At 40.6% G+C, this 23,352-nt stretch carries 20 protein-coding genes, 2 tRNA genes and 1 pseudogene; 14 read left to right on the top strand and 9 right to left on the bottom strand.

Annotated elements, in window-relative coordinates; genetic code table 11:
- Positions 1-11: 11 nt before the first annotated feature.
- Genes IEV69_RS02645 through IEV69_RS02655 form a run of 3 tightly spaced genes read right to left on the bottom strand, consistent with a single transcriptional unit; the run spans position 12 to position 2,156 of the window.
- Positions 12-368, bottom strand: coding sequence for a carboxymuconolactone decarboxylase family protein (locus IEV69_RS02645; protein WP_188439213.1), 357 nt, complete (start codon positions 366-368; stop codon positions 12-14).
- Positions 355-1,191, bottom strand: coding sequence for a twin-arginine translocase subunit TatC (gene tatC, locus IEV69_RS02650; protein WP_229741282.1), 837 nt, complete (start codon positions 1,189-1,191; stop codon positions 355-357). Before tatC ends, IEV69_RS02645 begins: the two co-directional genes overlap by 14 nt.
- Positions 1,191-2,156: a KpsF/GutQ family sugar-phosphate isomerase gene (locus IEV69_RS02655; RefSeq protein ID WP_188439214.1), complete on the bottom strand. Its 966-nt coding sequence runs from the start codon at positions 2,154-2,156 to the stop codon at positions 1,191-1,193. Before IEV69_RS02655 ends, tatC begins: the two co-directional genes overlap by 1 nt.
- 82 nt (positions 2,157-2,238) lie before the next feature.
- Here IEV69_RS02655 and IEV69_RS02660 point away from each other — a divergent pair, with 82 nt between their 5' ends.
- From IEV69_RS02660 to IEV69_RS02675, 4 genes are all read left to right on the top strand, one after another.
- Positions 2,239-4,431, top strand: a complete 2,193-nt coding sequence (locus tag IEV69_RS02660; protein WP_188439216.1) for a RecQ family ATP-dependent DNA helicase — start codon at positions 2,239-2,241, stop codon at positions 4,429-4,431.
- Between the two features lie 47 nt (positions 4,432-4,478).
- Positions 4,479-6,077 (top strand): apolipoprotein N-acyltransferase, encoded by a 1,599-nt coding sequence (lnt, locus tag IEV69_RS02665; protein WP_188439218.1) that lies wholly within the window; start codon positions 4,479-4,481, stop codon positions 6,075-6,077.
- Positions 6,078-6,172: 95 nt separating this feature from the next.
- Positions 6,173-6,940: an O-methyltransferase gene (locus tag IEV69_RS02670; protein ID WP_188439220.1), complete on the top strand. Its 768-nt coding sequence runs from the start codon at positions 6,173-6,175 to the stop codon at positions 6,938-6,940.
- Between the two features lie 51 nt (positions 6,941-6,991).
- Entirely contained in the window at positions 6,992-7,675 is a 684-nt protein-coding gene (locus IEV69_RS02675; protein WP_188439222.1) for an ABC transporter ATP-binding protein, read from the top strand.
- Between the two features lie 23 nt (positions 7,676-7,698).
- On the opposite strand, the gene IEV69_RS02680 is transcribed toward IEV69_RS02675, so the two are convergent.
- Positions 7,699-8,241 carry a transposase gene (locus tag IEV69_RS02680; RefSeq protein WP_188439224.1) on the bottom strand — a complete coding sequence of 181 codons (543 nt, stop codon included), beginning with the start codon at positions 8,239-8,241 and terminating at the stop codon, positions 7,699-7,701.
- 169 nt (positions 8,242-8,410) lie between these two features.
- Here IEV69_RS02680 and lpdA point away from each other — a divergent pair, with 169 nt between their 5' ends.
- The 5 genes from lpdA to IEV69_RS02705 all read left to right on the top strand — a co-directional run bounded on the left by lpdA (position 8,411) and on the right by IEV69_RS02705 (position 13,686).
- On the top strand, positions 8,411-9,787 hold the full coding sequence (gene lpdA, locus IEV69_RS02685) for a dihydrolipoyl dehydrogenase (RefSeq protein ID WP_188439226.1): 1,377 nt from the start codon (positions 8,411-8,413) through the stop codon (positions 9,785-9,787).
- 566 nt (positions 9,788-10,353) lie between these two features.
- Positions 10,354-11,784 carry a circadian clock protein KaiC gene (gene kaiC / locus IEV69_RS02690; protein ID WP_188439228.1) on the top strand — a complete coding sequence of 477 codons (1,431 nt, stop codon included), beginning with the start codon at positions 10,354-10,356 and terminating at the stop codon, positions 11,782-11,784.
- 7 nt (positions 11,785-11,791) lie between these two features.
- Positions 11,792-12,082 (top strand): circadian clock KaiB family protein, encoded by a 291-nt coding sequence (locus IEV69_RS02695; protein WP_188439230.1) that lies wholly within the window; start codon positions 11,792-11,794, stop codon positions 12,080-12,082.
- A 10-nt stretch (positions 12,083-12,092) separates the two neighbouring features.
- Entirely contained in the window at positions 12,093-12,413 is a 321-nt protein-coding gene (locus IEV69_RS02700) for a circadian clock KaiB family protein (RefSeq protein WP_188439231.1), read from the top strand.
- Positions 12,414-12,420: 7 nt separating this feature from the next.
- Positions 12,421-13,686: an ATP-binding protein gene (locus tag IEV69_RS02705; protein WP_229741284.1), complete on the top strand. Its 1,266-nt coding sequence runs from the start codon at positions 12,421-12,423 to the stop codon at positions 13,684-13,686.
- 171 nt (positions 13,687-13,857) lie between these two features.
- On the opposite strand, the gene IEV69_RS02710 is transcribed toward IEV69_RS02705, so the two are convergent.
- Positions 13,858-14,790, bottom strand: a complete 933-nt coding sequence (locus IEV69_RS02710) for a peptidylprolyl isomerase (protein WP_188439235.1) — start codon at positions 14,788-14,790, stop codon at positions 13,858-13,860.
- Between the two features lie 102 nt (positions 14,791-14,892).
- On the opposite strand from IEV69_RS02710, the gene IEV69_RS02715 reads away from it, so the two are divergent.
- The 3 genes and pseudogenes from IEV69_RS02715 to IEV69_RS02725 all read left to right on the top strand — a co-directional run.
- Positions 14,893-15,516 (top strand): DinB family protein, encoded by a 624-nt coding sequence (locus IEV69_RS02715; protein ID WP_188439237.1) that lies wholly within the window; start codon positions 14,893-14,895, stop codon positions 15,514-15,516.
- Between the two features lie 47 nt (positions 15,517-15,563).
- On the top strand, positions 15,564-15,920 hold the full coding sequence (locus IEV69_RS02720; RefSeq protein WP_188439239.1) for an IS630 transposase-related protein: 357 nt from the start codon (positions 15,564-15,566) through the stop codon (positions 15,918-15,920).
- A gap of 29 nt (positions 15,921-15,949) precedes the next feature.
- A pseudogene (locus IEV69_RS02725) lies at positions 15,950-16,801 on the top strand (IS3 family transposase); the annotation flags it as partial.
- A 71-nt stretch (positions 16,802-16,872) separates the two neighbouring features.
- Here IEV69_RS02725 and IEV69_RS02730 read toward each other — a convergent pair.
- Both IEV69_RS02730 and IEV69_RS02735 read right to left on the bottom strand, forming a co-directional pair.
- The gene (locus IEV69_RS02730) at positions 16,873-18,159 is read right to left on the bottom strand and encodes a Y-family DNA polymerase (protein ID WP_188439243.1); all 1,287 of its coding nucleotides are present in this window, start codon (positions 18,157-18,159) and stop codon (positions 16,873-16,875) included.
- The gene (locus IEV69_RS02735; protein WP_229741287.1) at positions 18,159-18,518 is read right to left on the bottom strand and encodes a S24 family peptidase; all 360 of its coding nucleotides are present in this window, start codon (positions 18,516-18,518) and stop codon (positions 18,159-18,161) included. Before IEV69_RS02735 ends, IEV69_RS02730 begins: the two co-directional genes overlap by 1 nt.
- A 158-nt stretch (positions 18,519-18,676) precedes the next feature.
- Between IEV69_RS02735 and IEV69_RS02740 the strand changes: the two genes are divergently transcribed.
- The gene (locus tag IEV69_RS02740; RefSeq protein WP_188439247.1) at positions 18,677-20,311 is read left to right on the top strand and encodes a serine hydrolase; all 1,635 of its coding nucleotides are present in this window, start codon (positions 18,677-18,679) and stop codon (positions 20,309-20,311) included.
- Positions 20,312-20,443: 132 nt separating this feature from the next.
- The gene (locus IEV69_RS02745; protein ID WP_188439249.1) at positions 20,444-22,504 is read left to right on the top strand and encodes a S9 family peptidase; all 2,061 of its coding nucleotides are present in this window, start codon (positions 20,444-20,446) and stop codon (positions 22,502-22,504) included.
- A gap of 238 nt (positions 22,505-22,742) precedes the next feature.
- Here IEV69_RS02745 and IEV69_RS02750 read toward each other — a convergent pair.
- Together IEV69_RS02750 and IEV69_RS02755 are read right to left on the bottom strand one after the other, a co-directional pair.
- Positions 22,743-22,816, bottom strand: a tRNA-Pro gene (locus IEV69_RS02750).
- Positions 22,817-23,258: 442 nt separating this feature from the next.
- A tRNA-Pro gene (locus tag IEV69_RS02755) sits at positions 23,259-23,333 on the bottom strand.
- Positions 23,334-23,352: the final 19 nt, after the last annotated feature.

Raw genomic sequence — 23,352 nt, forward strand, 5'->3', positions numbered from 1 at the left:
CCCAAAATTGTTTAATTATTGTGTTTTAATTCCAATGCTTCCCAAAATTCATACGCCCTTCTTAAGTGTGGAATAACTATCGTCCCTCCCACAAGTGTAGCTATACTGAGCGTTTCCATAACTTCTTCTTTAGTTGCACCCAGCTCATAAGCTGTTTGTAAATGATATGCAATGCAATCATCACAACGCAACACTGCTGAAGCTACCAAACCGAGCATTTCTTTGGTTTTTACATCCAACGCTCCTTCCATATAGGCATTGGTATCCAGGTTAAAGATTCGCTTTATGATTTTGTTGTTATCAGCTAAAAGCTTTTCATTCATTCGTTCGCGATATGCGTTGAATTCGTCTACTTTATTTTTTTGCATTGGCCTTTCTTTTTTGATTTCTTATGACAACTCTCGAAATAAGAATGCTTATTTCATACAGGATCAATATTGGAATCGCAACTATTATCTGACTAACAATATCCGGCGGAGTGATCACTGCAGACAATATCAGTACGACTACAAGACTTATCTTTCTATATTTTCTTAAGGTTTCAGGCGTCACCAAACCTATCTTGGTTAAAAAGTAAATTATGATGGGCAGTTCAAATATTAAACCGGATGCAATCACTGATGAACGAACCAAACCAATGTAACTACTCAAGTCAAAATCATTAAAAACCTCGCTACTCACCTGATAGCTCCCCAGAAAGTTGATGGACAATGGCGTAATTACATAATACCCAAAAATTACACCCATAAAAAACAACAACGAGGAAATCGCAATAAAACCCCTTGCTGTACTTCGTTCATTTTCCATTAAACCGGGACTGATGAACTTCCAAAATTCATAAATCACATACGGGAAGGCTACCACAAAACCGGCAGTAATTGAAGTCCACACGTGTGCAGAAAACTGTCCTGCCATCGTCCTGCTCTGAATTCTAAACGGTAGTTCATCAAAGCAAAAACTATCTTGCAAGCCTACATATTGCGCAACGTCACAAAGAACTCTGTAAGTAAAAAAGTCAGCTTGTTTGGGTCCAAAGATGATAACATCAAAAATAAAATCCTTCGCTAAAAAGGCTACAAAACCAACAACAATAATACTCAATGTTGCTCTAATGAGGTGCCAACGTAAATCTTCAAGATGATCTAAAAAGGACATCTCTGCGTTGGGGTCTTTCTTTTTTCGGGCAGCCATTAAATAATTCCCTCTTTAATTAGATTATGAATATGGATCACTCCTTTGTAAACGCCTTTTTCTTCAACCAGTAATTGTGAAATACCATGGGTTTCCATCAGCTCCATTGCTTTAACTGCCATCGCTTGTGCTTCAATTCGTTTCGGATTGGTAGTCATAATATCTTTTGCCTGAAGTTTACTGATATCATCTGTTTTTGCAAGCATTCTTCTTAAATCACCATCAGTGATAATTCCAATGATTTTTTCATCCTCCACCACAGCAGTAACACCAAGCATTTTTTCTGTTATCTCAACAATCACTTCTTTGAGGCTCGATTGTAAAGCAACTCTAGGTTTTTCATTGGCATCGGTCAGATCAGCCACGCGCAAATACAACTGCTTTCCTAAAGATCCTCCTGGGTGAAAACGTGCAAAATCCTTACTGGAAAAACCACGTAAATCCAAAAGACACATCGCAAACGCATCACCAATTACAAGTTGTGCTGTTGTGCTGGTTGTAGGCGCCAGATTATTGGGGCAGGCTTCTTTTTCTACAAACGCATTCAGTACAAAATCAGCTTGTTTGCCCAAAAAGGAGTCTTTATTTGAAGTAATGGCAATTAAAGTATTGCCCAATGACTTAATTAACGGAACCAGCACCTTAATTTCAGGAGTATTACCACTTTTTGAAATACAAATCACCACATCTTCGGGCTGTATGGTTCCCAAGTCACCATGAATTGCATCAGCAGCATGCATAAATCCTGCCGGAGTGCCGGTGGAATTCAACGTGGCCACTATTTTGGTAGCTATATTGGCGCTTTTCCCAATGCCTGTAATAATAACCCTGCCACCTGAATTAAACACGTGTGAGACCGCATTTGCAAACTCATCGTCCACCAGGTTAGCCAGATAGGCAATCGCTTTACTCTCTGTCTCGATGGTTTGTCTGGCTATGGAAATGATTTTTTTATGACTTTGCAAAACTTAACAGTTTATTAGGTTTGTGTCTTATCAAGAAATTAGTATATTTAGACTACAAATGTAGATAAAATAATTGTAGTAAGTGAACGAAATTGACATACACGCAGCTCTCAAAAAGCATTTTGGATTTTCCGCTTTCAAAGGGCTGCAGGAAGAGGTTGTCAAAAGTGTTGTAAGCAATAACAATACTTTTGTCATAATGCCAACTGGAGGAGGAAAGTCTCTGTGCTACCAACTCCCGGCATTGATAGCAGAAGGTACCGCTATAGTTGTTTCTCCCCTTATCGCATTGATGAAAAACCAGGTAGACTTCCTTAGAGGTAATTCTTCTGAAGTGGGCATTGCACATGTTCTAAACTCCTCCTTAAACAAAACGGAGGTAAAACAAGTCAAAAAAGACATTGTTGACGGCGTTACCAAACTGCTTTATGTAGCACCTGAATCGCTTACTAAAGAAGAAAATGTAGCTTTTTTACGCAGTGTGAAAATCTCGTTTCTAGCCATTGATGAAGCGCATTGTATCAGTGAATGGGGACATGACTTCAGGCCTGAATACAGAAACTTAAAATCCATAATCGGAAGAATAGGCGACAACATTCCCATCGTTGCCCTTACCGCAACCGCCACACCCAAAGTCCAGGAAGACATTATAAAGAACCTGAACATTCCAGATGTAAAGGTTTTCAAGGCTTCCTTTAACAGACCCAATCTGTTTTATGAAGTGCGGCCCAAAACTAAAAATGTGGATGCAGACATCATCCGCTTTATAAAACAAAATGAAGGCAAAAGTGGCATTGTGTATTGCCTGAGCAGAAAACGTGTTGAAGAACTTGCACAATCACTTCAGGTAAATGGCGTGAATGCTGTACCCTACCATGCAGGCCTGGACCCAAAAACCAGGGTCAAGCACCAGGATATGTTTTTAATGGAAGATGCCGATGTGGTCGTTGCCACCATTGCATTTGGTATGGGCATCGACAAACCCGATGTGCGTTTTGTAGTCCATCATGACATTCCCAAAAGCATTGAGAGTTATTATCAGGAGACCGGTCGCGCCGGAAGAGATGGCGGTGAAGGACACTGCCTGGCATTCTACTCCTATAAAGACATTGAAAAACTTGAAAAGTTTATGAGCGGCAAGCCAGTGGCCGAACAGGAAATTGGGCACGCCCTGTTGCAAGAAGTCGTGGCATTTGCCGAAACATCCATCTCAAGAAGGAAATTTATACTCCACTATTTTGGTGAAGAGTTTGACAATGAAACCGGCGAGGGAGGTGATATGGATGACAATATGCGCAATCCTAAAAAACAACACGAAGCCAAAGACGATGTTGTCAAACTCCTGAATGTCATCAAAGAAAGTAACCAGCAATACAAATCCAAAGCCATTGTGCAATTGCTCATTGGTAAAGTAAGCGCACTCATTAGTTCGCACCGGCTGGATACACAACCCTATTTTGGTTCCGGAAAAGACAAAGAACCTGAATATTGGATGGCGCTGCTAAGACAGGTTTTGGTTGCAGGATTGCTCTCAAAAGATATTGAAACCTATGGGGTCATCAAATTAACCCCTCTGGGTCTCGAATTCTTGAAGAAGCCTGTTTCATTTATGATGACAGAAGACCACTCCTTCAAAGAAGCCAATGACGATGCCATTATTACAGCTCAAAAAGGAGGTGCCGTAGCCGATGAAAGGCTCTTCAAGCTTTTAAAAGAAGAACGCAAAAAACTGGCACATAAACTGGAGCTGCCTCCCTTTGTGATATTTCAAGACCCTTCCTTAGAAGATATGTCTCTCAAATATCCCGGTTCAATGGAGGAACTTTCAAATGTACACGGTGTAGGTGAAGGAAAAGCCAAGAAATACGGCAAACCTTTTATTGACCTCATCAACCGTTATGTGGAGGACAATGAAATAGAACGCCCCGACGATATGATTGTCAAAACCACCGGTTCAAACAGTGCGCTCAAATTGTATATCATTCAAAATGTGGATAGAAAGCTGCCTTTGTTAGACATTGCAAAAGCAAAAGGCCTCTCTATGGATGAGTTTATAAAAGAAATGGAAGCCATAGTTTTTAGTGGCACTAAACTAAATATTAATTACTGGCTGGATGAAATACTCGATGAAGATCAACAAGAAGAAATTCACGACTATTTTCTTGAAGCAGAAACCGACAAAATTGATGAAGCAATGAGTGAATTTGACGGTGATTATGAAGAAGAAGAACTTCGCCTGTACCGAATCAAATTTATTAGCGATGTGGCCAATTAAGAGTCTGTTGAATCTCCTTATATTTACCTCCTAAAATCATTGCTTAAATGAGATACTTTCTGCTTGCGCTTGCTTCGGGTCTATTGTTTTCATTGGGCTGGCCCACTTGGGGCTTTCCGTTATTTTTGTTTATTGGGTTTGTGCCGTTGCTCATCGCTGAACGCGAAATAAGAACTTCCGCTAAAAAACGCAAAGGCTGGCAGGTATTGCTGTTTGCTTACATTACTTTCCTCACCTGGAACATCATCAAAACCAACTGGCTCTGGTATTCCAGTGAGTTTGGAGCCGTGTTTGCCATCACGGTCAACTCCCTGTTAATGTCACTGGTGTTTTTGTTGTATCATCATTTTGCCAAAAGAACCACCTTTTTTATCTCCACAGTGTTTTTAACAAGTCTTTGGATTTGTTTCGAAAAATTACATCTCAACTGGGACTTCTCCTGGCCCTGGCTCAACCTGGGGAATGGGTTTTCTGAATTCATCAGTTGGGTGCAGTGGTATGAATACACCGGCACTTTTGGTGGAACGCTTTGGGTATGGATTGTCAACCTGGCCTTGTTTAAGTCCTATATACTTTACAAAGAGTTTAAACAAAAGAGCATTCTCTTTCGCGGAAGCCTAAAAGCCTCTGTTTACATACTGCTTCCGTTGATTATTTCTTTATGGATGTACAATTCTTATGAAGAAGGCGGCGAAACTGTCAACGTGGTTGTGCTGCAACCAAACATCGACCCTTATTCTGAAAAATACAATGTTCCAAACGACGAAATTGCCACCCTCCTGTTTGATTTAACTGAAAGGGAAGTTACAGCCGAAACCGATTTTGTCATTGCACCCGAAACGGTGTTTGCAGATAATGAACGCATTGAAGTATTTGAAGAAAGCGCTATCACCAATCGAATCAGAAGTTTTATCAACGAATATCCCCATCTAAATTTTTTATCGGGGGTTTCATTGTTTAAGGTGTTTGATGACCGGGAACAGGTTACCAATCAAACCAATCAATTTCCAAACGGATTGTATTACAACACTTACAATTCCGCCTTTATGATCAGCGACAAGCCGGACATGGACTTGTATCACAAATCCAAACTGGTGGTGGGTGTGGAGAGCACACCCTATGTGGGCATCATCAAACCCCTGTTAGGTGACATCATGCTCGATTTGGGTGGCACGGTGGCTATGAAAACCACACAAGAGGACCGCGAAGTCTTTAAATCTAAAAATGGAGCCTTTGCTACCGGACCCATTATTTGTTACGAATCGGTTTATGGGGAGTTTGTTACAGGATATATACGTAACGAAGCAAATTTCCTGTCCATCATCACCAACGATGCCTGGTGGGGCGAAACCCAGGGACACAAGCAACATCTCAGCCTGGCAAAACTAAGAGCCGTTGAAACCCGCCGCAGCATTGCCCGTAGTGCCAACACAGGCATTTCCGGCTTTATCAATCAACGCGGCGATGTGGAAGAAACACTGGCCTACAACACCCAGGGAGCGCTGGCAGGAACCCTTTATCTGAATGATGAAATCACGTTTTATGTAGCCTATGGCGACTTTTTGTATCGCATAGCCCTGTTTATATTAATAGGTGTCATACTCATCGCCTTTACAAGAAGACGTGGTGAAGTGGGAATCGAATAGCGTTGAGACCATAGGTTTGAGAGGAAATCAGTCTCTTTTCTCTTCTCTATTTTATTTAGTCTAAAGTAAACGCTCACATCAACAAACAAAACTGAATGTACCTCATACTATCCTATATCAAATTCTACCTTCGTTCGATAAAGCTTCACGGAGTTCACTCGCCTTTTGTTTTTGAGTTAGTTACTAAATGTTTTAACGACACAAAAAACTACCCTGAATACACACTTTTAGAGCACTACAACAAAGAATTGGCACAAAGTAAAGAGATTCTTACCGTAAAAGACTTTGGTTCGGGTTCAAGGGTCTTTCGTTCAAATAAAAGAAAGGTCTCGGCAATTGCCAAACACGCCGGTATTTCCAAAAAAAGACAGCAACTGCTCTTTAGGCTCACCCGTTACTTTAATTTTAAAAACACCCTTGAACTGGGCACTTCGTTGGGCAAGGCTACCTGTGCTTTCGCTTTAAGCGAAAACAATCAAGTGGTGAGTTTGGAAGGCTGCCCGGCAACCGCTTCCTTTGCTGAAAAAAACTTGAAACAGGCAGGACATTCAAATGTAGAAGTCATCCATGAAACCTTTGAAAACTTTTTAAACAAACCACTTGAAATGACGCCGGATTGCATCTATATTGACGGCAATCATACGTACAAAGACACGATAGATTATTTTCAAAAACTGTTGCCTGTGGTTCACAACAACAGCCTGCTTATCTTTGACGACATCTACTGGTCTGCTGATATGCAACTCGCCTGGAAAGAAATTGCTGCACACCCAAAAGTCACTGTGGCGATTGACACGTTTCAGTGGGGCATCGTGTGTTTCAGGGAAGAACAAAAGAAAGAAAGTTTTACCATACGTTTGTAACGTTTATGAATTAAAAAAGACCTATCAACTGTATAAAACCAATTAAAAGCAATGAGTTCAGTAATTAAAATAAGACAAATAACCCGCGATTTTAAAATGGGAGGTGAAGTGTTACGCGTGTTGAAAGGCCTCGATCTTGACATAGAAAAAGGCGAATATGTAGCATTGATGGGACCCTCAGGTTCAGGAAAATCAACTTTAATGAACATACTGGGATGTCTGGACACTGCTACCTCAGGCACCTATGAACTCAGCGGTGTGAACGTGAGCACCATGACCGATGATGAACTCGCCGAAATCAGAAACAAAGAAATTGGTTTTATATTTCAAACCTTCAACCTCTTACCGAGAACCACGGCACTTGAAAACGTAGCGCTTCCCATGATTTATGCAGGCGCTACAAAAGCAGAACGCACAAAACGAGCGCAAAAAGTACTGGAAGATGTGGGCCTGGGTGACAGAATGGACCACCGTCCTAACGAACTTTCAGGGGGTCAACGACAACGGGTTGCTGTGGGCCGTGCGCTGGTCAACAACCCTTCTATCATCCTCGCAGATGAACCTACAGGAAACCTGGACACCAAAACGTCTGAAGAAATCATGAATCTTATTGATGCCATTCACCAGTCCGGCAATACGGTTATTCTGGTCACTCATGAGGAAGACATCGCTCAACGTGCCAAGCGCGTCATTCGTCTTAGAGACGGTATGATTGAGAGTGATACAAGACAGTAGATTAGAAAATCTCCTCAAAAAACTCACTGATTCTTACTATCACTTTCCCAACGCAAAGGATTGGTTTCTATATATTTGGAAATGTTTTGATATGCCTTTTTACTTCGAATAATATGGTCATGGAATGAACGGTGCCATTTAAATTCTTTATACCCTGAAAGATGGATTAATTTTGATGAAGTGGTTTTAAAAGCACCCATCAATTCTGACAATGATTTGATTTTCATGCAACCTTCCTCTACTTTACTTGAATCAATTTCAAGGATGCCATGAATATGATTGGGCATAACTATAAACGAGTGCAAAATTACATAAGGATATTGATTACCTAACCAAAACCATTGCTGCTCGGCAATCTCCCCTTTTCTGTTTAAAATCATTTTTTTATGATTTTGATTTCTGCTTGTCATGCTCAGCTCACGAGCTGGCCCTTCGGGTGGTGGTTCGTCGAGGGGTTTAATATCTCCAAATTCACATTTCATATCCTTAACACAAATCGTGACAAAATATAAATTATCCCTTGAATAATTATATCCATACATTCTATTTCGCTTTCTTTTCCTCATTCTCATTCAATTGATTATCCAAATTTAATATTATAATTTTAAAAAACACGGTCAGCTCGCGAGCTGACCCTTCGGATGAATATTTTCTAAATTCCAATATCTTACCTTGCCACATTCTCAAAATTCCGTAATTTCGTAGCTTGTAACAAATTGATTAAAACACAGCATAATGAGCAAATATGATATTATCGTTTTAGGAAGTGGTCCCGGGGGGTATGTAACCGCCATCCGTGCGTCACAATTAGGGTTTAAAACCGCAGTCGTTGAAAAGGAAAGCCTTGGAGGCGTTTGTCTCAACTGGGGCTGTATCCCTACCAAAGCACTTTTAAAAAGTGCACAGGTGTTTGACTACTTGAAACATGCTGAAGACTACGGACTCACACTAAAAGATGCTGACAAAGACTTCTCCAAAGTCATTCAACGAAGCCGTGGAGTTGCAGACGGAATGAGCAAAGGAGTTCAGTTTTTAATGAAAAAGAATAAAATAGACGTCATTGAAGGGTTTGGAAAAATAAAACCCGGTAAAAAGATAGACGTTGACGGAAAAGAATACAGCGCAGACCATATCATTATTGCTACAGGAGCCCGTTCACGTGAGTTGCCCAGCCTCAAGCAGGATGGCAAAAAAGTAATCGGTTACCGGGAGGCCATGTCGCTTGACAAACAACCCAAATCGATGATTGTGGTGGGCAGTGGCGCCATTGGTGTAGAGTTTGCTCATTTTTACAACGCGATGGGCACCGAGGTCACCATCGTTGAGTTCTTACCAAACCTGGTTCCCCTGGAAGATGAAGATGTTTCCAAACAATTTGAACGCTCCTTTAAAAAAGCTGGTATCAAAGTGATGACCAGTTCTTCAGTAGAATCGTTAGATACTTCCGGAAAAGGAGTGAAAGCCAAGGTAAAAACCAAAAAAGGAGAAGAAACCCTTGAAGCAGACATCGTTTTATCAGCAGTCGGCATCAAGTCCAATCTGGAAAACATAGGTCTGGAAGATGTGGGCATCGTGGTGGATAAAGACAAGATCATGGTGAACGACTGGTATCAAACCAACATTCCCGGCTATTATGCCATAGGTGATGTGGTTCCCGGCCCGGCACTGGCACACGTTGCTTCTGCAGAAGGCATTACTTGCGTCGAAAAAATCAAAGGATTGCATGTGGAAGCCATTGACTATGGCAACATCCCCGGATGTACCTATGCCTCTCCCGAAATCGCCAGCGTAGGGATGACCGAAAAGCAAGCCAAAGAAGCCGGCTATGAATTAAAAGTGGGGAAATTCCCGTTCACTGCCTCAGGAAAAGCCAAAGCCGCCGGAACCCCCGATGGTTTTGTGAAAGTGATTTTTGATGCCAAATACGGTGAATGGTTGGGCTGCCATATGATTGGTGCCGGAGTAACCGATATGATTGCAGAAGCGGTATTGGGAAGAAAACTGGAAACCACCGGTCATGAAGTCCTGAAGGCCATTCACCCCCACCCCACCATGAGTGAAGCGGTGATGGAAGCAGTGGCCGATGCCTATGGCGAGGTAATTCACCTATAAGAAATTTTATTGTTCCCATAAATGGAAAACGGTAGTTTGAAATTATTCAGCTACCGTTTTTTTATTTGATTTTTTCTATGATAATTAGGTGCTTTTTATTCTTTGTTACAGCAATTAGTTTTGGTATTGGGCTTTTTAAGTGAGTAGAGAAAATTGTCTTATTGTATTTTTAAGAGTTAAACTTATTGTTTGCGTTCATATTTAACAACTTAATGGCAACTCTATAAAGACAGTACCTGTAAAAAACTCACTGACAAAATAAAAATTACATAACTATTTGCTTATTAGCCGTGTTTGAATGAGATAAAAAAGGGCTTATAATTAAAGTAATCTTGTTTAAGATTTTCATATACTTATCCTCTTAATAGAAAACTAAATTAGTCTCAGAAAGCCGGCAGCGCACTACTACATTGAAAAGCTTACAGTTTTTTGAATATCAGCAACTTATTCATTTTAGTGTGAATATCAATTACCAAAAAAATTAACTAAGTGATAATAAAAGCTAAGTGTTTTTAATCTACCTTGTGGTATATATTTTTCATTAATTTGAAAAATATTAAACTCTCATGGCAAAAAACAAAAAGGAAGCATTACTTAAAACGCCAACAGGCATAAACGGGCTGGATGAAATCACAAACGGAGGGTTTCCCAAAGGTCGCCCTGTTCTTATTTGCGGCAGTGCAGGATGTGGCAAAACTTTATTTGCCACCCAGTTTCTGGTAAAGGGAATTACAGAATACAATGAGCCGGGAGTATTTATGAGTTTTGAAGAATCTGCAAGCGACCTCACCCAAAATTTTAATTCATTAGGTTTTGATTTTGAAAAATTAAAAGCAGATAAAAAACTATACGTTGACCATGTGCGCATTGAGCGTTCTGAAATAGAAGAAACAGGTGAGTATGATTTAGAAGGACTCTTTATTCGTCTCAATTATGCCATTGATACCGTTGGTGCAAAACGAGTTGTGCTTGACACCCTTGAGTCTTTGTTTTCAGGAATGGAAAACATGGCACTACTCCGTTCCGAAATCCGCAGATTATTTACCTGGCTCAAGGAAAAGGGTGTAACAGCAATTATTACAGGTGAAAGAGGTGAAAGTTCGTTAACACGTCAGGGTTTGGAAGAATATGTTTCTGATTGTGTGATACTTCTCGATTTTAGGGTGATAGAACAAATTGCAACCCGCAGATTGCGTATAGTAAAATACCGTGGCAGTACACATGGCACAAACGAATATCCCTTTATCATTGATGAAGATGGTATTTCTGTTCTCCCAGTAACTTCATTAAAGTTAGATTACAAATCATCAACAGAAATTATCTCTACGGGATTAGCTGCATTAGACAACGCATTTTCCACTGGCGGGATTTATTGTGGAAGCAGCACGCTCTTAACGGGTCAGGCAGGTACTTCAAAAACAATTCTTGCCGCTCATTTTGCAATGAGCAGTTACAAACGAAAAGAGTCCACTCTCTATTTTTCTTTTGAAGAATCTCCAGACCAATTGTTAAGAAATATGGCAACTATTGGAATTGATTTAAAGCAAGCCATTAAATCAAAATTGCTTCACATTCAAGCCTCACGGCCATCACTGCAAGGTTTGGAAATGCATCTGCTGGTTTTTAATAAATTATTAGAGGAGCTCAAACCGCGCACTGTCATCATTGACCCCATAAGTAGTTTAATCACAATTGGCAACAATAATGAGGTACGGGCAATGTTGGTCAGGTTAATGGATACCCTCAAAATGAAACAGATTAATGCACTGTTCACATCGCTCACTCATGACGGTCCTTCAGAATACAACAATCCCACTGTAGATGCAGTATCTTCTCTCGCAGACACCTGGATAGATTTAAAGAACGAAGAACGAAACAATGAGAGGGTGCGCAGTTTGCTCATTGTAAAATCTCGGGGAATGGGTCACTCAAACAACCAACAGGATTTTACTATTACTGATAAAGGAATTAATTTCACAACCTCAAACAAAAAATAAAAAATACATGATAAATGAAGAAAAATGGGAACTGCGTTTATACATAGCAGGACAAACCCCTAATTCAATACTTGCTTTAAAGAACATCACTAAGTATTGTAAGGAGCATCTGGAAGGCAGGTATGTTATCGAAGTAATTGACCTCCTGAAAAACCCTCAGTTAGCTGAAGGTGACCAAATATTTGCTATACCCACCCTGGTTCGTAAAGTTCCTGAACCATTAAGAAAAATAATTGGAGACCTCTCCAATGAAGAAAAAGTTTTGGTGGGTTTAAATATCCGACCAGTATCTAATTAATTAATTTAAAATGAAAGAGAAAGAGAAAGAGAAAGCAAAAGGCAAATTAATTATCGAAGGTAAGTTGATTCTAAAACTCTATGTTTCAGGCATGTCACAAAAATCAATGAAAGCAATTGAAAATATTAAGTTGCTGTGTGACGAACATTTAAAAGGTTCTTTTGAGCTTGAAATCATAGATATTTATAAAAACCCCAAGCTTGCTTCAGAAAAACATATTGTTTTTAGCCCTTCACTTCTGAAAATATTACCCTTGCCAAAGAAAACTTTGGTGGGAACATTATCTGACACCAAAAAAGTATTGAAAGGATTAGGCATCACAATCGAATAAAGATTTTATGGAAATGGAATTATCTGTCAAACAATCCGCATTAAAAATCTCAGAGCTGCAAAGCCGCGTGGATGAATACGAGCAGTTAATTGAAGCCATTAAAAGTGGTGAAGTAGATGCCTTTGCAATAAAGACAAATAACCAATCTGAAATTTTTACACTTCGATCAGCAGATTATGCTTATAAAATGTTAGTTGAAAATTTTGGTGAAGGAGCACTTAACTTATCAAAAGAAGCACTAATTATTTACACCAATAATTATTTTACTGATCTTTTAAACCTTCCTTATGAAAACGTAATTGGAAACTCTTTTAGTCAGTTTATACATCCCGAATCAAAAAAAACATTCAATAAACTTTTAAAAAAAGGATTAAAAACCAAAGCAAAAGGTGAAATAAATTTATTAATTGCCAATAAAACAATTCCTGTTTATATTTCTCTCACATCATTATTTCCTTCAATTCCAATGATTGGTGTGATTATAACCGATTTAACCGAAAAAAAAAAGGAAGAAGAAATACTCAAAATTAAAAATGCTGAATTAGAAAAATTAAATAGTGAACTTGAAGCATTCGCTTACATTACAAGTCACGACCTTCAGGGACCGCTTCGGAAAATTCAAGTTTTTATATCACTTCTCATAGAAAAAGAAAGAAATAATTTATCCAAAAACGGTAAAGATTATTTGATGAGGGTGGAGGATACAGCAAATCGTATGCAGATACTCATTAAGGATTTACTTGCCTATTCACAAACCAATACAACAGAACTCAAATTTGAATATACTGACCTCAATCAAGTTATTGATGAAGTGAAGGATGATTTAAAAGAAGAATTGAATGATAAACACGCCACCTTTGAAACAACAGAATTATATAAGGTCAAAATCATACCTTTTCAATTCAGTCAACTCATGCACAATCTGATAGGCAACGCATTAAAGTTTTCCAATCCTTTACAACCGCCACACATAATTATTAAAAGTGAAATAGCCAATGGCATAACATTTAGCAACGTCACACTTTCCCCTCAAAAAAAGTATTGTCACATTTCTGTTTCCGATAACGGCATCGGCTTTGAATCAGAATACAATGAAAAAATATTTGAAATATTCTACCGCCATCATGGTGTAACCGAATACAATGGAACAGGGATTGGACTTGCTATCGTAAAGAAAATTGTAGATAACCATGGTGGAATTATTACTGCTAACAGCAAATTAAATCAAGGCACAACATTCGATATTTATATTCCTGCAACATTTGAAGATTAAATACCCTAAACTCCCGCGCAAGTTCTTATTGTTAAAAGAGAGAGTAACAGTACACCTGGCAGTTTATACACTTCTTTTATTCTAGTCGTGCATTACCTAAGGAAGTGAGTAGAACAAAAGATAACGAACTATTTACACTTGTCGCAACACATTAAACTAACCACTCCCTCCCTACTTAACTTTTACCAACTCCACATCAAACACCAGTGTAGCGTTAGGAGGAATCACTCCGCCTGCACCAGAAGCTCCGTAAGCCAAGTGTGACGGGATCACAAACCGGGCTTTGGCACCTTCGTTTAAAAGCATAATACCTTCATCCCAACCGGAGATGACCCTGCCCTTTCCAACCGGGAAGTCAATGGGGTTCTTTCGTTCAATTGAAGAATCAAAGACCTTGCCGTCGGTGAACATTCCGGTATAATGCACCACCACTACATCGCCCTTTTTGGGTTGGGCTCCGGTTCCTTTTTCGGTGATTTTATAGCGCAACCCACTGTTGGTTTTTTCAAAACCCTCCCCCAGGCTTCCCAGCAATTCTTCTTGTTGCTTTTTTGCGGCCGCTTCACGCTTTGCTTTTGCTCCTTCAAACTGCCTGAAGGCTTCAACGGCATTCCAGTTTTCAGCAGCATCGCCCACTCTTATGATTTCCAGTTTCTCTATTGTATCTCCTTGTGCGATGGCATCAACTACATCTTGTCCTTCAATTACTTTTCCAAAAACCGTGTGATTATCGTCCAGCCAGGGTGTCGCCACGTGGGTAATAAAAAACTGACTTCCGTTTGAAGCGGGACCGGCATTGGCCATAGACAACACACCCGGGCTATCGTGACGCAACTCGGGGTGAAACTCATCGTCAAACTGATAACCGGGGCCGCCGGCTCCGGTGCCTGTGGGGTCTCCACCCTGCACCATAAAATCGGGTATCACGCGGTGAAATGAAATCCCGTCATAATAAGGTGTTCCCTGAGGTTTGGCAGAGTTTTCAAGGGTTCCTTCGGCCAAAGCCACAAAGTTCCCCACCGTTCCCGGGGTGAGCTTGTATGTTAAATTGATGGTGATTTCACCTTTGGATGTCACTATTTTTGCGTAAATTCCGTCTCCCATTGTAAGTTTTTTTAATTAGGTGCAAAGTTACACAATTGTGTTTGTTTGTGAAACTTAATTTTTAACTATAACCGAATACATCAACCAATTAAATTGAATCGTATGAACACTCTTTTTACCACCGCCATCGCATTTTTGCTGATTGGTTTTCAGTCATCAAATGTGTATTCCCAAAAGACCACTGCCGAAGAAAATGACCAGTCATTTCTTTTGGAGTATTATCAACAAAACATCAATCAACTGAGAGCAAAAACCACCCGCCTTTCTGAAGCACAGTTGGCCTATCAGCCTTCTCCCGAAAGTTGGTCTGTAAGTATGTGTTTGGAACATATTTACCTTACAGAAAAATCGTTGGCCGAGTCTGTTCAGGCACTCTTTGAGCAGCCTGTCAACCCGCAAGACAGGGAGTTGCTGGCAGCCTCAGATGAAGACATCATGAACAACCTTGTAGATCGATCTGCCAAGTTTAAAGCCCCTGAAGTTTTACACCCCACCGGTGAATTCAAAACAGCCGAACAAGCGCTGGAAGCCATAATTGACAATCGCGCAAAGATTTTTCAGCTGATTGATGCACACTCAGTAGAAGAGATGCGCAACAGGGTGGCTGATGCCCCCTTTGGAAAAATGGATGGCTATCAGTATATACTCTTTATAGCCGCCCATGCCGAAAGACACCGCCTTCAGATTGATGAAGTGATCGCCTCAGAAGGCTTCCCGGCGAAGTAGATTGACTAAGCCTAAAATAGGTTGCCTTTTTTTCTAAATTTTTATTTATGAAAAAAAGCAATGTACAACGTGTATTTGATTTAGAGTTAAAGCTTAAATTAGTAAAACAGATAGAGAAAGGCGAACTTCGTGTCTTAGATGTTTCAAGGATTTACGGAGTAAGCCTCACAGCTGTTTACAAATGGTTAAGAAAATATTCCGAACTTTATGCCAACAAAAATCGAGTAATCGTGGAAAGTAAAAGTTTGTCAAAGAAGAACAAAGAGCAATTAGAGCAGATTAAAGAGCTTGAGCGAGCTTTGGGTCAGAAACAAATGCGTATTGATTATTTGGAGAAACTGGTCGAGACGACCTCAGATCGTATAGGGGTGGATATTGAAAAAAAGATCAAACGGCTGTCTTAGAATGGTTCAGGAAAAATAAGCAAGCTCACTGCTATAAAATGAAGGATATGTACCAGATGATAGGCCTTAGCAAGCAAGCCCACTATAAACGGGTAAGTCAATTTAAAAAACTGGATAATATCTCAAAAGAAGTTGTGGCTGCAGCACAAATACTCCGTACAGAACACAAGCGTATGGGTTGTAGAAAGATTTATGATGAGATAAAACCTATCGCCATAGGCAGGGATAAAACAGAAGCGTTACTTTTAAAAAATGGTTTTAGGATAAAACGCAAGCGAAATTATCGTCGTACCACATATGCTGGCAAAAAATGGTATCCTAATTTAATTTCCAATCTAGAAGTAACCGATGTCAATCAATTATGGGTAAGCGATATGACTTATATTTCAGTAGGAGTCAAAAAACATTATTACCTTACGTTGATACTTGATGTTTATAGTCGTAAAATTAAAGGATGGAGCTTGTCTGACAACCAGACAGCCCAATGCACTGTAATTGCAGCCTTTAAAAGAGCAATGGAAGGATTTGATAAAAAGCAAGTGAGCAAACTTATTTTTCATTCAGACAGAGGCAGCCAATACTCCTGTGATGAATTGGAAGCGATGCATATAGAAAACAATATTGATGCAAGTATGGGAGGCAAAGCTTGGGAAAATGCACACGCAGAGTCTTTAAATGGAATTTTAAAGAATGAGTATATTGACTTAGAGAACACAAATATTAAATTATTACCGTGTAGAAAACTTATTAAAAATATCATTGAAAAGTATAATAATAAGCGTCCACATGGTTCACTAAAAAATATGAAACCAGTAGAATTTGAAACTTTTGTTCAGCAGTTAACTGCTGAACAAAAACCAATATTTAAAATTAATTATTAACCAAAAAAAGGGCAACCATATTCAGGCATGCTCAGATAAAAAACATGGAACCATAAACATGGAACAACCCCCTAAGCTGGGGGTTGTTTTTTTGTGTGTATTACGGCCAGTTCATCCCAGCGGGTGGTGTATCGTGGGCCACGTTCTTCCTGTATGAGTTGCCATTCTTTTTTTCGGTTGCCACACAAAGCGGAATAGACTTTGGCTTTGCCATATTTATAATTGAGCCGGTCAAAGGTTTCCATGAGCGCCTGCACATTCTTTTTTTCAGGATGAAACAAATTGCCTTGTACAAACTCCTGCGGTACAATGCCCAGCAAGCACACGCCTACTTTTTTATAGCGGTAGCCGGGTTTGTAGATTTGGTACAATGCTTTTTTGGCTGACGCAATCAGCCTGAGGGTATCGTTGGTTGCAACAGGAAGGGTGATGGTGATACTGTTAGAATACTGAGCGTCTTTCACACTAAAGCGGTTGGTGTGTAAAAACACGTTGATAAAAGTAGCACAGGATTTCTGTGCGCGCAATACTTCAGCTACTTCAGAGATGTAATAGGCACAGGCTTCTTCGATAAGCCCAAGGTCTTCCAGGGGCCGTCCAAACGATTTGGCGGTGCCTATCCCCTTTTTGGGTTTGGGCATTTCCTGAATGCCCAGGCGGGGCCGCCCGTTAAGTTCGTCCCAGATGCGCAACCCCACTACCGTCATATGCCTGCGCACCCATCCGGCAGAGAGTTTTGTGAATTCATAAGCGGTATGCACCCCAATGGATTTCAATCGTTTGGCGTGTTGTCTGCCAATGCCCCACACGTCCTCTACCTTAAGCCATTTGAGTGCTTTGATGCGTTTCTCTTCCGTATCGATGACATACACCGTGTTGAGCTGTCTGTGGAATTTCTTGGCAATGCGGTTGGCCGCTTTGGCGAGCACTTTGGTTTTTGCAACCCCCACACCCACAGGCAGCCCGGTGTAACGATAAACGCGGTCTCTGATTTGAGCCGCATAAGCGGTTGCATCGGCAGAGATAATTCCGGTGACATCGATGAACGATTCGTCAATGCTATAAACTTCAACCTGTGGTGAAAACTGATGCAGGATATTCATGACCCGTTGTGACATTTCGCCATAAAACGCATAGTTGGAAGAAAACACATTCACCTGATGCGCCTTGAGTTGCTCCCTGATCTTAAACACCGGCTCAAACATAGGAATGTCGGTAAGTGCTTTGGCCTCGCGGTTGGCCGCAATCACACAGCCGTCATTATTGCTGAGCACCACCACGGGTTTTCCCCACAAATCAGGGCGAAAGACCTGCTCACAGGAAGCATAGAAACTGTTGCAATCAATCAGGGCTACCATTACACTTTGTGGATTATATAAGTAATCACTCCCCAGAGCACATATTCCTTGTCCAGGTTTTGTAGTTGAATCTCTCTGATAAAAAAATCTCCATCCTCCACCACGACGGCCAGCCGGTTGTTCTGAGGGGCACGTGAGCGGTCAACGATAAGCACGTCATTATCATATATACGGAATAATTCCAAATCCCTGCCCTTCACACGAATAAAAAACGTAGCATCACGGTTGTCAACCAACTCGTCGTGCAAATCAATGGGTTGCTCAGCATAATGTGTTGCAGCACTCGGAAAACCTGTTTGTTTTGAGACTTCAGGAGTGTGTCGCTGGTGCTTTTTCTTCAACTGTTTTATTTGATTCATCTCCATAGTCAAAATTATAAAATTAGGAAATATTCCATCATTTTAAAGTGTTAATTTTTGAGATAGTTATCAAAATAAAAAAGTATCTTAGGAGGTAAAAATGTAACAAGCTGACATTCATTGCGACAAACAAACCAATCAATCAAAATCATTCTATTATGAAAATTAAATCAATTACTATTCTGTGGGTACTCTTGATGAGTATCACGCTTGCTCCGGCACAATCCATTGAACAACAAATCGATGCCCTGTTTACAGAAGCCTATCCGGCTGACAAACCCGGTGCAACCGTACTCATTGCCAAAGACGACAAAGTCATTTACCGAAAGGCGTTTGGCATGGCCAATCTGGAGCTGAATGTGCCTATGAAACCAGAAAGTGTTTTGGAACTGGCTTCCATTACCAAGCAGTTTACCTCCGTTGCCATCCTGATGCTCATGGAACAAGGCAAGCTGAGCCTTGAAGACCCGCTGTCAAAGTTCATTGCCGACTATCCCAGGGGCAATCAAATCACCATCCATCATTTGCTCAACCATACCTCGGGAATTAAGAGCTATACTGATGTGGCCGAGTTTATGAAATTAGCACGAACCGACATGACCCCTTTGGAAATCATCAACAGTTTTAAGGATTTGCCTATGGAGTTTGAACCCGGAGAACGCTATGCTTATAACAATTCGGGGTATATACTTTTAGGGTATATCATTGAACAGGTTTCAGACATGAGTTATGAAGAATACATTCAGAAAAACATCTTTGACGAGCTGGGCATGAACAACTCCTATTACGGAAGCAGAAGCAGGATTATTCCCAACCGTGCCAGTGGTTATCAGCCTTCCGGCGAAAGCCATAGAAATGCTGAGTATCTTAGCATGACTATTCCCTATGCTGCAGGCTCCTTGATGTCAACCGTAGATGACATGTTTTTATGGAGTAAAGCCATTCATCACAACACACTCATTTCAGAAAAAAGCAAGCAACTGGCCTTTACCAATAACACACTCAACGACGGCAAACCAACTTATTATGGTTATGGGTGGGGTGTCAATGAACTTGCCGGATTCACTTCCATTGAACATACCGGGGGTATTTTTGGGTTTACTACATCAGGCATTTATGTGCCCGAAAAGAATATCTACTCCATCGTGTTGTCCAACGACAATGGTAATGGACCCGAGCCCTATAACCTTAAAGCAACAGCAATTGTTTTGGGCAAGCCCTTGGTTGAAAAACCGGCAGTAACCCTCACTGAAGAGCAACTACAAAAGTGGACGGGAGCCTATCAATTTGAAGAGGTCGTGCGCTTTATCACATACAACGATGGGGCGCTTTACAGCACACGTGAGGGCGGACAACCGTTTAAACTGATTCCGCTTTCTGAAAATAGCTTTCAGTTTGAAGACAGTTTCACCACCTATGACTTTTCTATGGAAAACGGAAAAAAAGTAAGCCTTTTTACTGACCGGATTAATAAAAGTAAAGGGGTTGAAACTGACAAAACCCCGGAACCTGAAAAGGAATCCATCTCATTGCCACAGGAAATTCTTGCCAGCTATGAAGGCACCTATGAACTGCAACCTTCTTTTCAAATTGTAGTAACCACCAAAGATGACCGAATTTTTGCCCAGGCAACCGGCCAGCCGCAATTTGAGATTTTCGCTGAAAACGAAAACACCTTTTTCCTTAAAGTAGTGGAAGCCAAAGTAACTTTCAATAAAAATCCTGACGGCACTGTTAAAAGCTTGACCCTGTTTCAGGGTGGACAGGAAATGGAAGGAAAGAAAATTAAGTAATTGGAACTCATTGTATACAAACCTCCATCAAACGATGGAGGTTTTTTTATGCCTTAAGGTTTCCCAGAAGTTCAGACATAAAAAATAAAATTTAGTATCTTTCCGCAATTAATAACATAATCCCATATTTTAATGATGAAAACAGTATACTCCAAACAAAATGTCCCTTCAAAGATGCTATTTATAGCATTTTTTGTTGCTTCATTTTTACTTTCCCCTTTCAACACAATTCTTGCTCAGGGTGTAACTCCTGACCACATTGCAAAAATGAAAACGGTCACCGGCAGCACCATTTCAGAGAATGGAACTTATGTAGCCTACACAGTAAGCGCTCCGGCTGATGCTTTCAAGGAAAACAAAACAAACGCAACACACCTGTATGTCCTGAACACCTCTACCGGTGAAACCAAACCTTATTTCACCTCAGGTAGCGTGAGTCAGGTAAATTTCAGACCTTCAAAAGGAACCATCACCTTCTTAAGCAAACCGTCAGGAGATGATACCAATGCGCTTTTCGAAATGAGTATAGACGGCGGGGAGGCAACAAAACTCTTTTCCCACAGCACCAGTATTTCAAACTACAGCTGGCAGGCAGATGGCAACCGCCTGGCTTTTTCGATTTCGGAAAAAGACGACAAGCCCGAAACACCACTTAGCTACTCCCCTGACTTTTATGAAGAGGATTTCAGTCAAAGAAAAGCATTTATTGTAGACCTGTCTGCTTCCAATCCTGAACCATTACAACTGAATATCGATGGCAATGTATATATGATGAGCTGGAGTCCTGATGGCAACAAACTGGCTGTATCGGCCGCCCCTACTTCATCTGTGGATGATTCATATATGAAACAAGGCATTGTAATTGTAAGCAGCAGCACACGCAACGTAATTGCTAACATTGACAATGAAGGTAAATTAGGCCAGATAGAATGGAGCCCAAACAATAGCCAACTGGCATTGAAAGCTGCAAAAGATATTCACGACCCAATTGACGGACGCATTTTAATTGTTTCGGCCAATGGAGGGACTCCTCAAATAATCAACGCAGATTATAAGGGTAAATATGAATCTATTAAATGGACAGATGCAAACACCATTCACTATTTGGCAAGCGAAGGAACAAGCTCAGTATTAGGAAGCATTCGACCTGATGGCAGTGGCAATCAACAGATTTTCAAATCTGATGCCCATAATATCACCTCCTTTTCCAGAGCTTCAAATGGATCAATGTCATTTACAGCGAGCTCACCTCAACACCCCACAGAGCTTTTTACGCTGGCAGCTACCAAAAATGCAGCTCCTCAAAAGAGAACAAACAACAATCCGTGGTTAAGTGAAGTACAACTTGGAAAACAAGAAGTGATAACTTACAAAACTCGCGATGGGGCATATGACATTCAGGGAATTTTGATGTATCCTTTAAATTATCAATCGGGTACAAATGTTCCTTTAATTACTGTGGTGCACGGTGGACCGGAAGCCCATTATACCAATGGCTGGCTCACAGCCTATTCCATACCCGGACAAATGGCAACCGCCAAAGGATATGCAGTTTTTTATCCAAACTACAGAGGTAGTACAGGCAGAGGAGCCGAGTTTGCTTATAGCAGCCAGGGCGACCTTGCCGGTAAAGAGTTTGACGATATTGTTGATGGTGTAGATTACCTGATTGAACAGGGCATCGCAGACAAAGACCGAATTGGTGTGACAGGTGGTTCATACGGAGGGTATGCTTCAGCCTGGATGAGCACCTATTATTCTGACCGTTTTGCTGCAGCCGTAATGTTTGTTGGAATCAGTAATAACATTTCAAAATGGGGAACCAGTGATATTCCTGAAGAATTGTATTTGGTACACTCCAGAAAACGCATTTGGAACGATTGGGATGGCTATCTTAAAAGAAGTCCTGTGTATTATGTAGACCGTTCTGAAACGCCTATTCTTATAATGCACGGAGCCGATGACCCAAGAGTTCACCCGGCACAGTCTATGGAGTTGTACCGTCATCTGAAAGTTAGAAAACCTGAACTTCCGGTAAGATTGATCTATTATCCCGGAGAAGGACATGGTAACCGAAATTCAGGTTCAAAATATGATTACAACCTAAGGATGTTACAATGGTTTGACACCTACCTGATGAGTGGTGATGCCAAGGCAGAAAAACCTAGTTTGGATTTACCGGTGAAAAAGTAAATCAATTTATAATATGAAAATAAAAGCCCCCAAATTGGGGGCTTTTTTTGGTAATTTATAGAACAGTTGAAATTTCAATCTGATTCAGAGAATCCTTTTTCATCAATCGCTGGAAATACTAAAGTGAAAGTTGTCGCTTTCTCACTTTTTATGTTCATTTTCGCTTAACAAAATTTTATTTTGCACGCTTCAGTGAACAAAAAAAGTGATTTACTAACGTAAATCACTTTTGTGCTTGTCGGGATGACAGGATTTGAACCTGCGACCCCACGCCCCCCAGGCGTGTACGCTACCAGACTGCGCCACATCCCGAAAATATGTTAAATAAGCTCAAATTATAATTTATTAAACAGTTAGAATATTACATCCTAACCTTCAAGTGGTGCAGCCCGCCCTGAGCTTGTCGAAGGGCCACATCCCGAAAATATGTTAAATAAGCTCAAATTATAATTTATTAAACAGTTAGAATATTACATCCTAACCTTCAAGTGGTGCAGCCCGCCCTGAGCTTGTCGAAGGGCCACATCCCGAAAAATATGTAAATAAGCTCAAATTATAATTTATTAAACAGTTAGAATATACATCCTAACCTTTAAGTGGTGCAGCCCGCCCTGAGCTTGTCGAAGGGCCACATCCCGAAAATGTGTTGGTAAGCTCAAAGTTAAAATTTTAAAAAGGATATCACCTCTAATTCATAAAGAGGTGCAGCCCGTGCTGAGCTCATCGAAGTACCACATCTAGTTCAACAAAATTGTCGGGGTGGCAGGATTCGAACCTGCGACCTCCTGCTCCCAAAGCAGGCGCGATAACCGGGCTACGCTACACCCCGAAAAATATTATTCGGTTTT

Origin of the sequence: Planktosalinus lacus, assembly GCF_014640155.1 — a bacterium.
Taxonomy (GTDB): domain Bacteria; phylum Bacteroidota; class Bacteroidia; order Flavobacteriales; family Flavobacteriaceae; genus Planktosalinus; species Planktosalinus lacus.

Coding starts and splice junctions, on each gene's coding strand:
- lpdA (WP_188439226.1), top strand. CDS start 8,411: ATGAGCAAATATGATATTATCGTTTTAGGAAGTGGTCCCGGGGGGTAT.
- IEV69_RS02680 (WP_188439224.1), bottom strand. CDS start 8,241: ATGAGGAAAAGAAAGCGAAATAGAATGTATGGATATAATTATTCAAGG.
- IEV69_RS02720 (WP_188439239.1), top strand. CDS start 15,564: ATGAAAAAAAGCAATGTACAACGTGTATTTGATTTAGAGTTAAAGCTT.
- IEV69_RS02675 (WP_188439222.1), top strand. CDS start 6,992: ATGAGTTCAGTAATTAAAATAAGACAAATAACCCGCGATTTTAAAATG.
- IEV69_RS02645 (WP_188439213.1), bottom strand. CDS start 368: ATGCAAAAAAATAAAGTAGACGAATTCAACGCATATCGCGAACGAATG.
- IEV69_RS02700 (WP_188439231.1), top strand. CDS start 12,093: ATGAAAGAGAAAGAGAAAGAGAAAGCAAAAGGCAAATTAATTATCGAA.
- IEV69_RS02740 (WP_188439247.1), top strand. CDS start 18,677: ATGAAAATTAAATCAATTACTATTCTGTGGGTACTCTTGATGAGTATC.
- IEV69_RS02745 (WP_188439249.1), top strand. CDS start 20,444: ATGATGAAAACAGTATACTCCAAACAAAATGTCCCTTCAAAGATGCTA.
- lnt (WP_188439218.1), top strand. CDS start 4,479: ATGAGATACTTTCTGCTTGCGCTTGCTTCGGGTCTATTGTTTTCATTG.
- IEV69_RS02695 (WP_188439230.1), top strand. CDS start 11,792: ATGATAAATGAAGAAAAATGGGAACTGCGTTTATACATAGCAGGACAA.
- IEV69_RS02730 (WP_188439243.1), bottom strand. CDS start 18,159: ATGGTAGCCCTGATTGATTGCAACAGTTTCTATGCTTCCTGTGAGCAG.
- kaiC (WP_188439228.1), top strand. CDS start 10,354: ATGGCAAAAAACAAAAAGGAAGCATTACTTAAAACGCCAACAGGCATA.
- IEV69_RS02705 (WP_229741284.1), top strand. CDS start 12,421: ATGGAAATGGAATTATCTGTCAAACAATCCGCATTAAAAATCTCAGAG.
- IEV69_RS02735 (WP_229741287.1), bottom strand. CDS start 18,518: ATGAATCAAATAAAACAGTTGAAGAAAAAGCACCAGCGACACACTCCT.
- tatC (WP_229741282.1), bottom strand. CDS start 1,191: ATGGCTGCCCGAAAAAAGAAAGACCCCAACGCAGAGATGTCCTTTTTA.
- IEV69_RS02670 (WP_188439220.1), top strand. CDS start 6,173: ATGTACCTCATACTATCCTATATCAAATTCTACCTTCGTTCGATAAAG.
- IEV69_RS02715 (WP_188439237.1), top strand. CDS start 14,893: ATGAACACTCTTTTTACCACCGCCATCGCATTTTTGCTGATTGGTTTT.
- IEV69_RS02710 (WP_188439235.1), bottom strand. CDS start 14,790: ATGGGAGACGGAATTTACGCAAAAATAGTGACATCCAAAGGTGAAATC.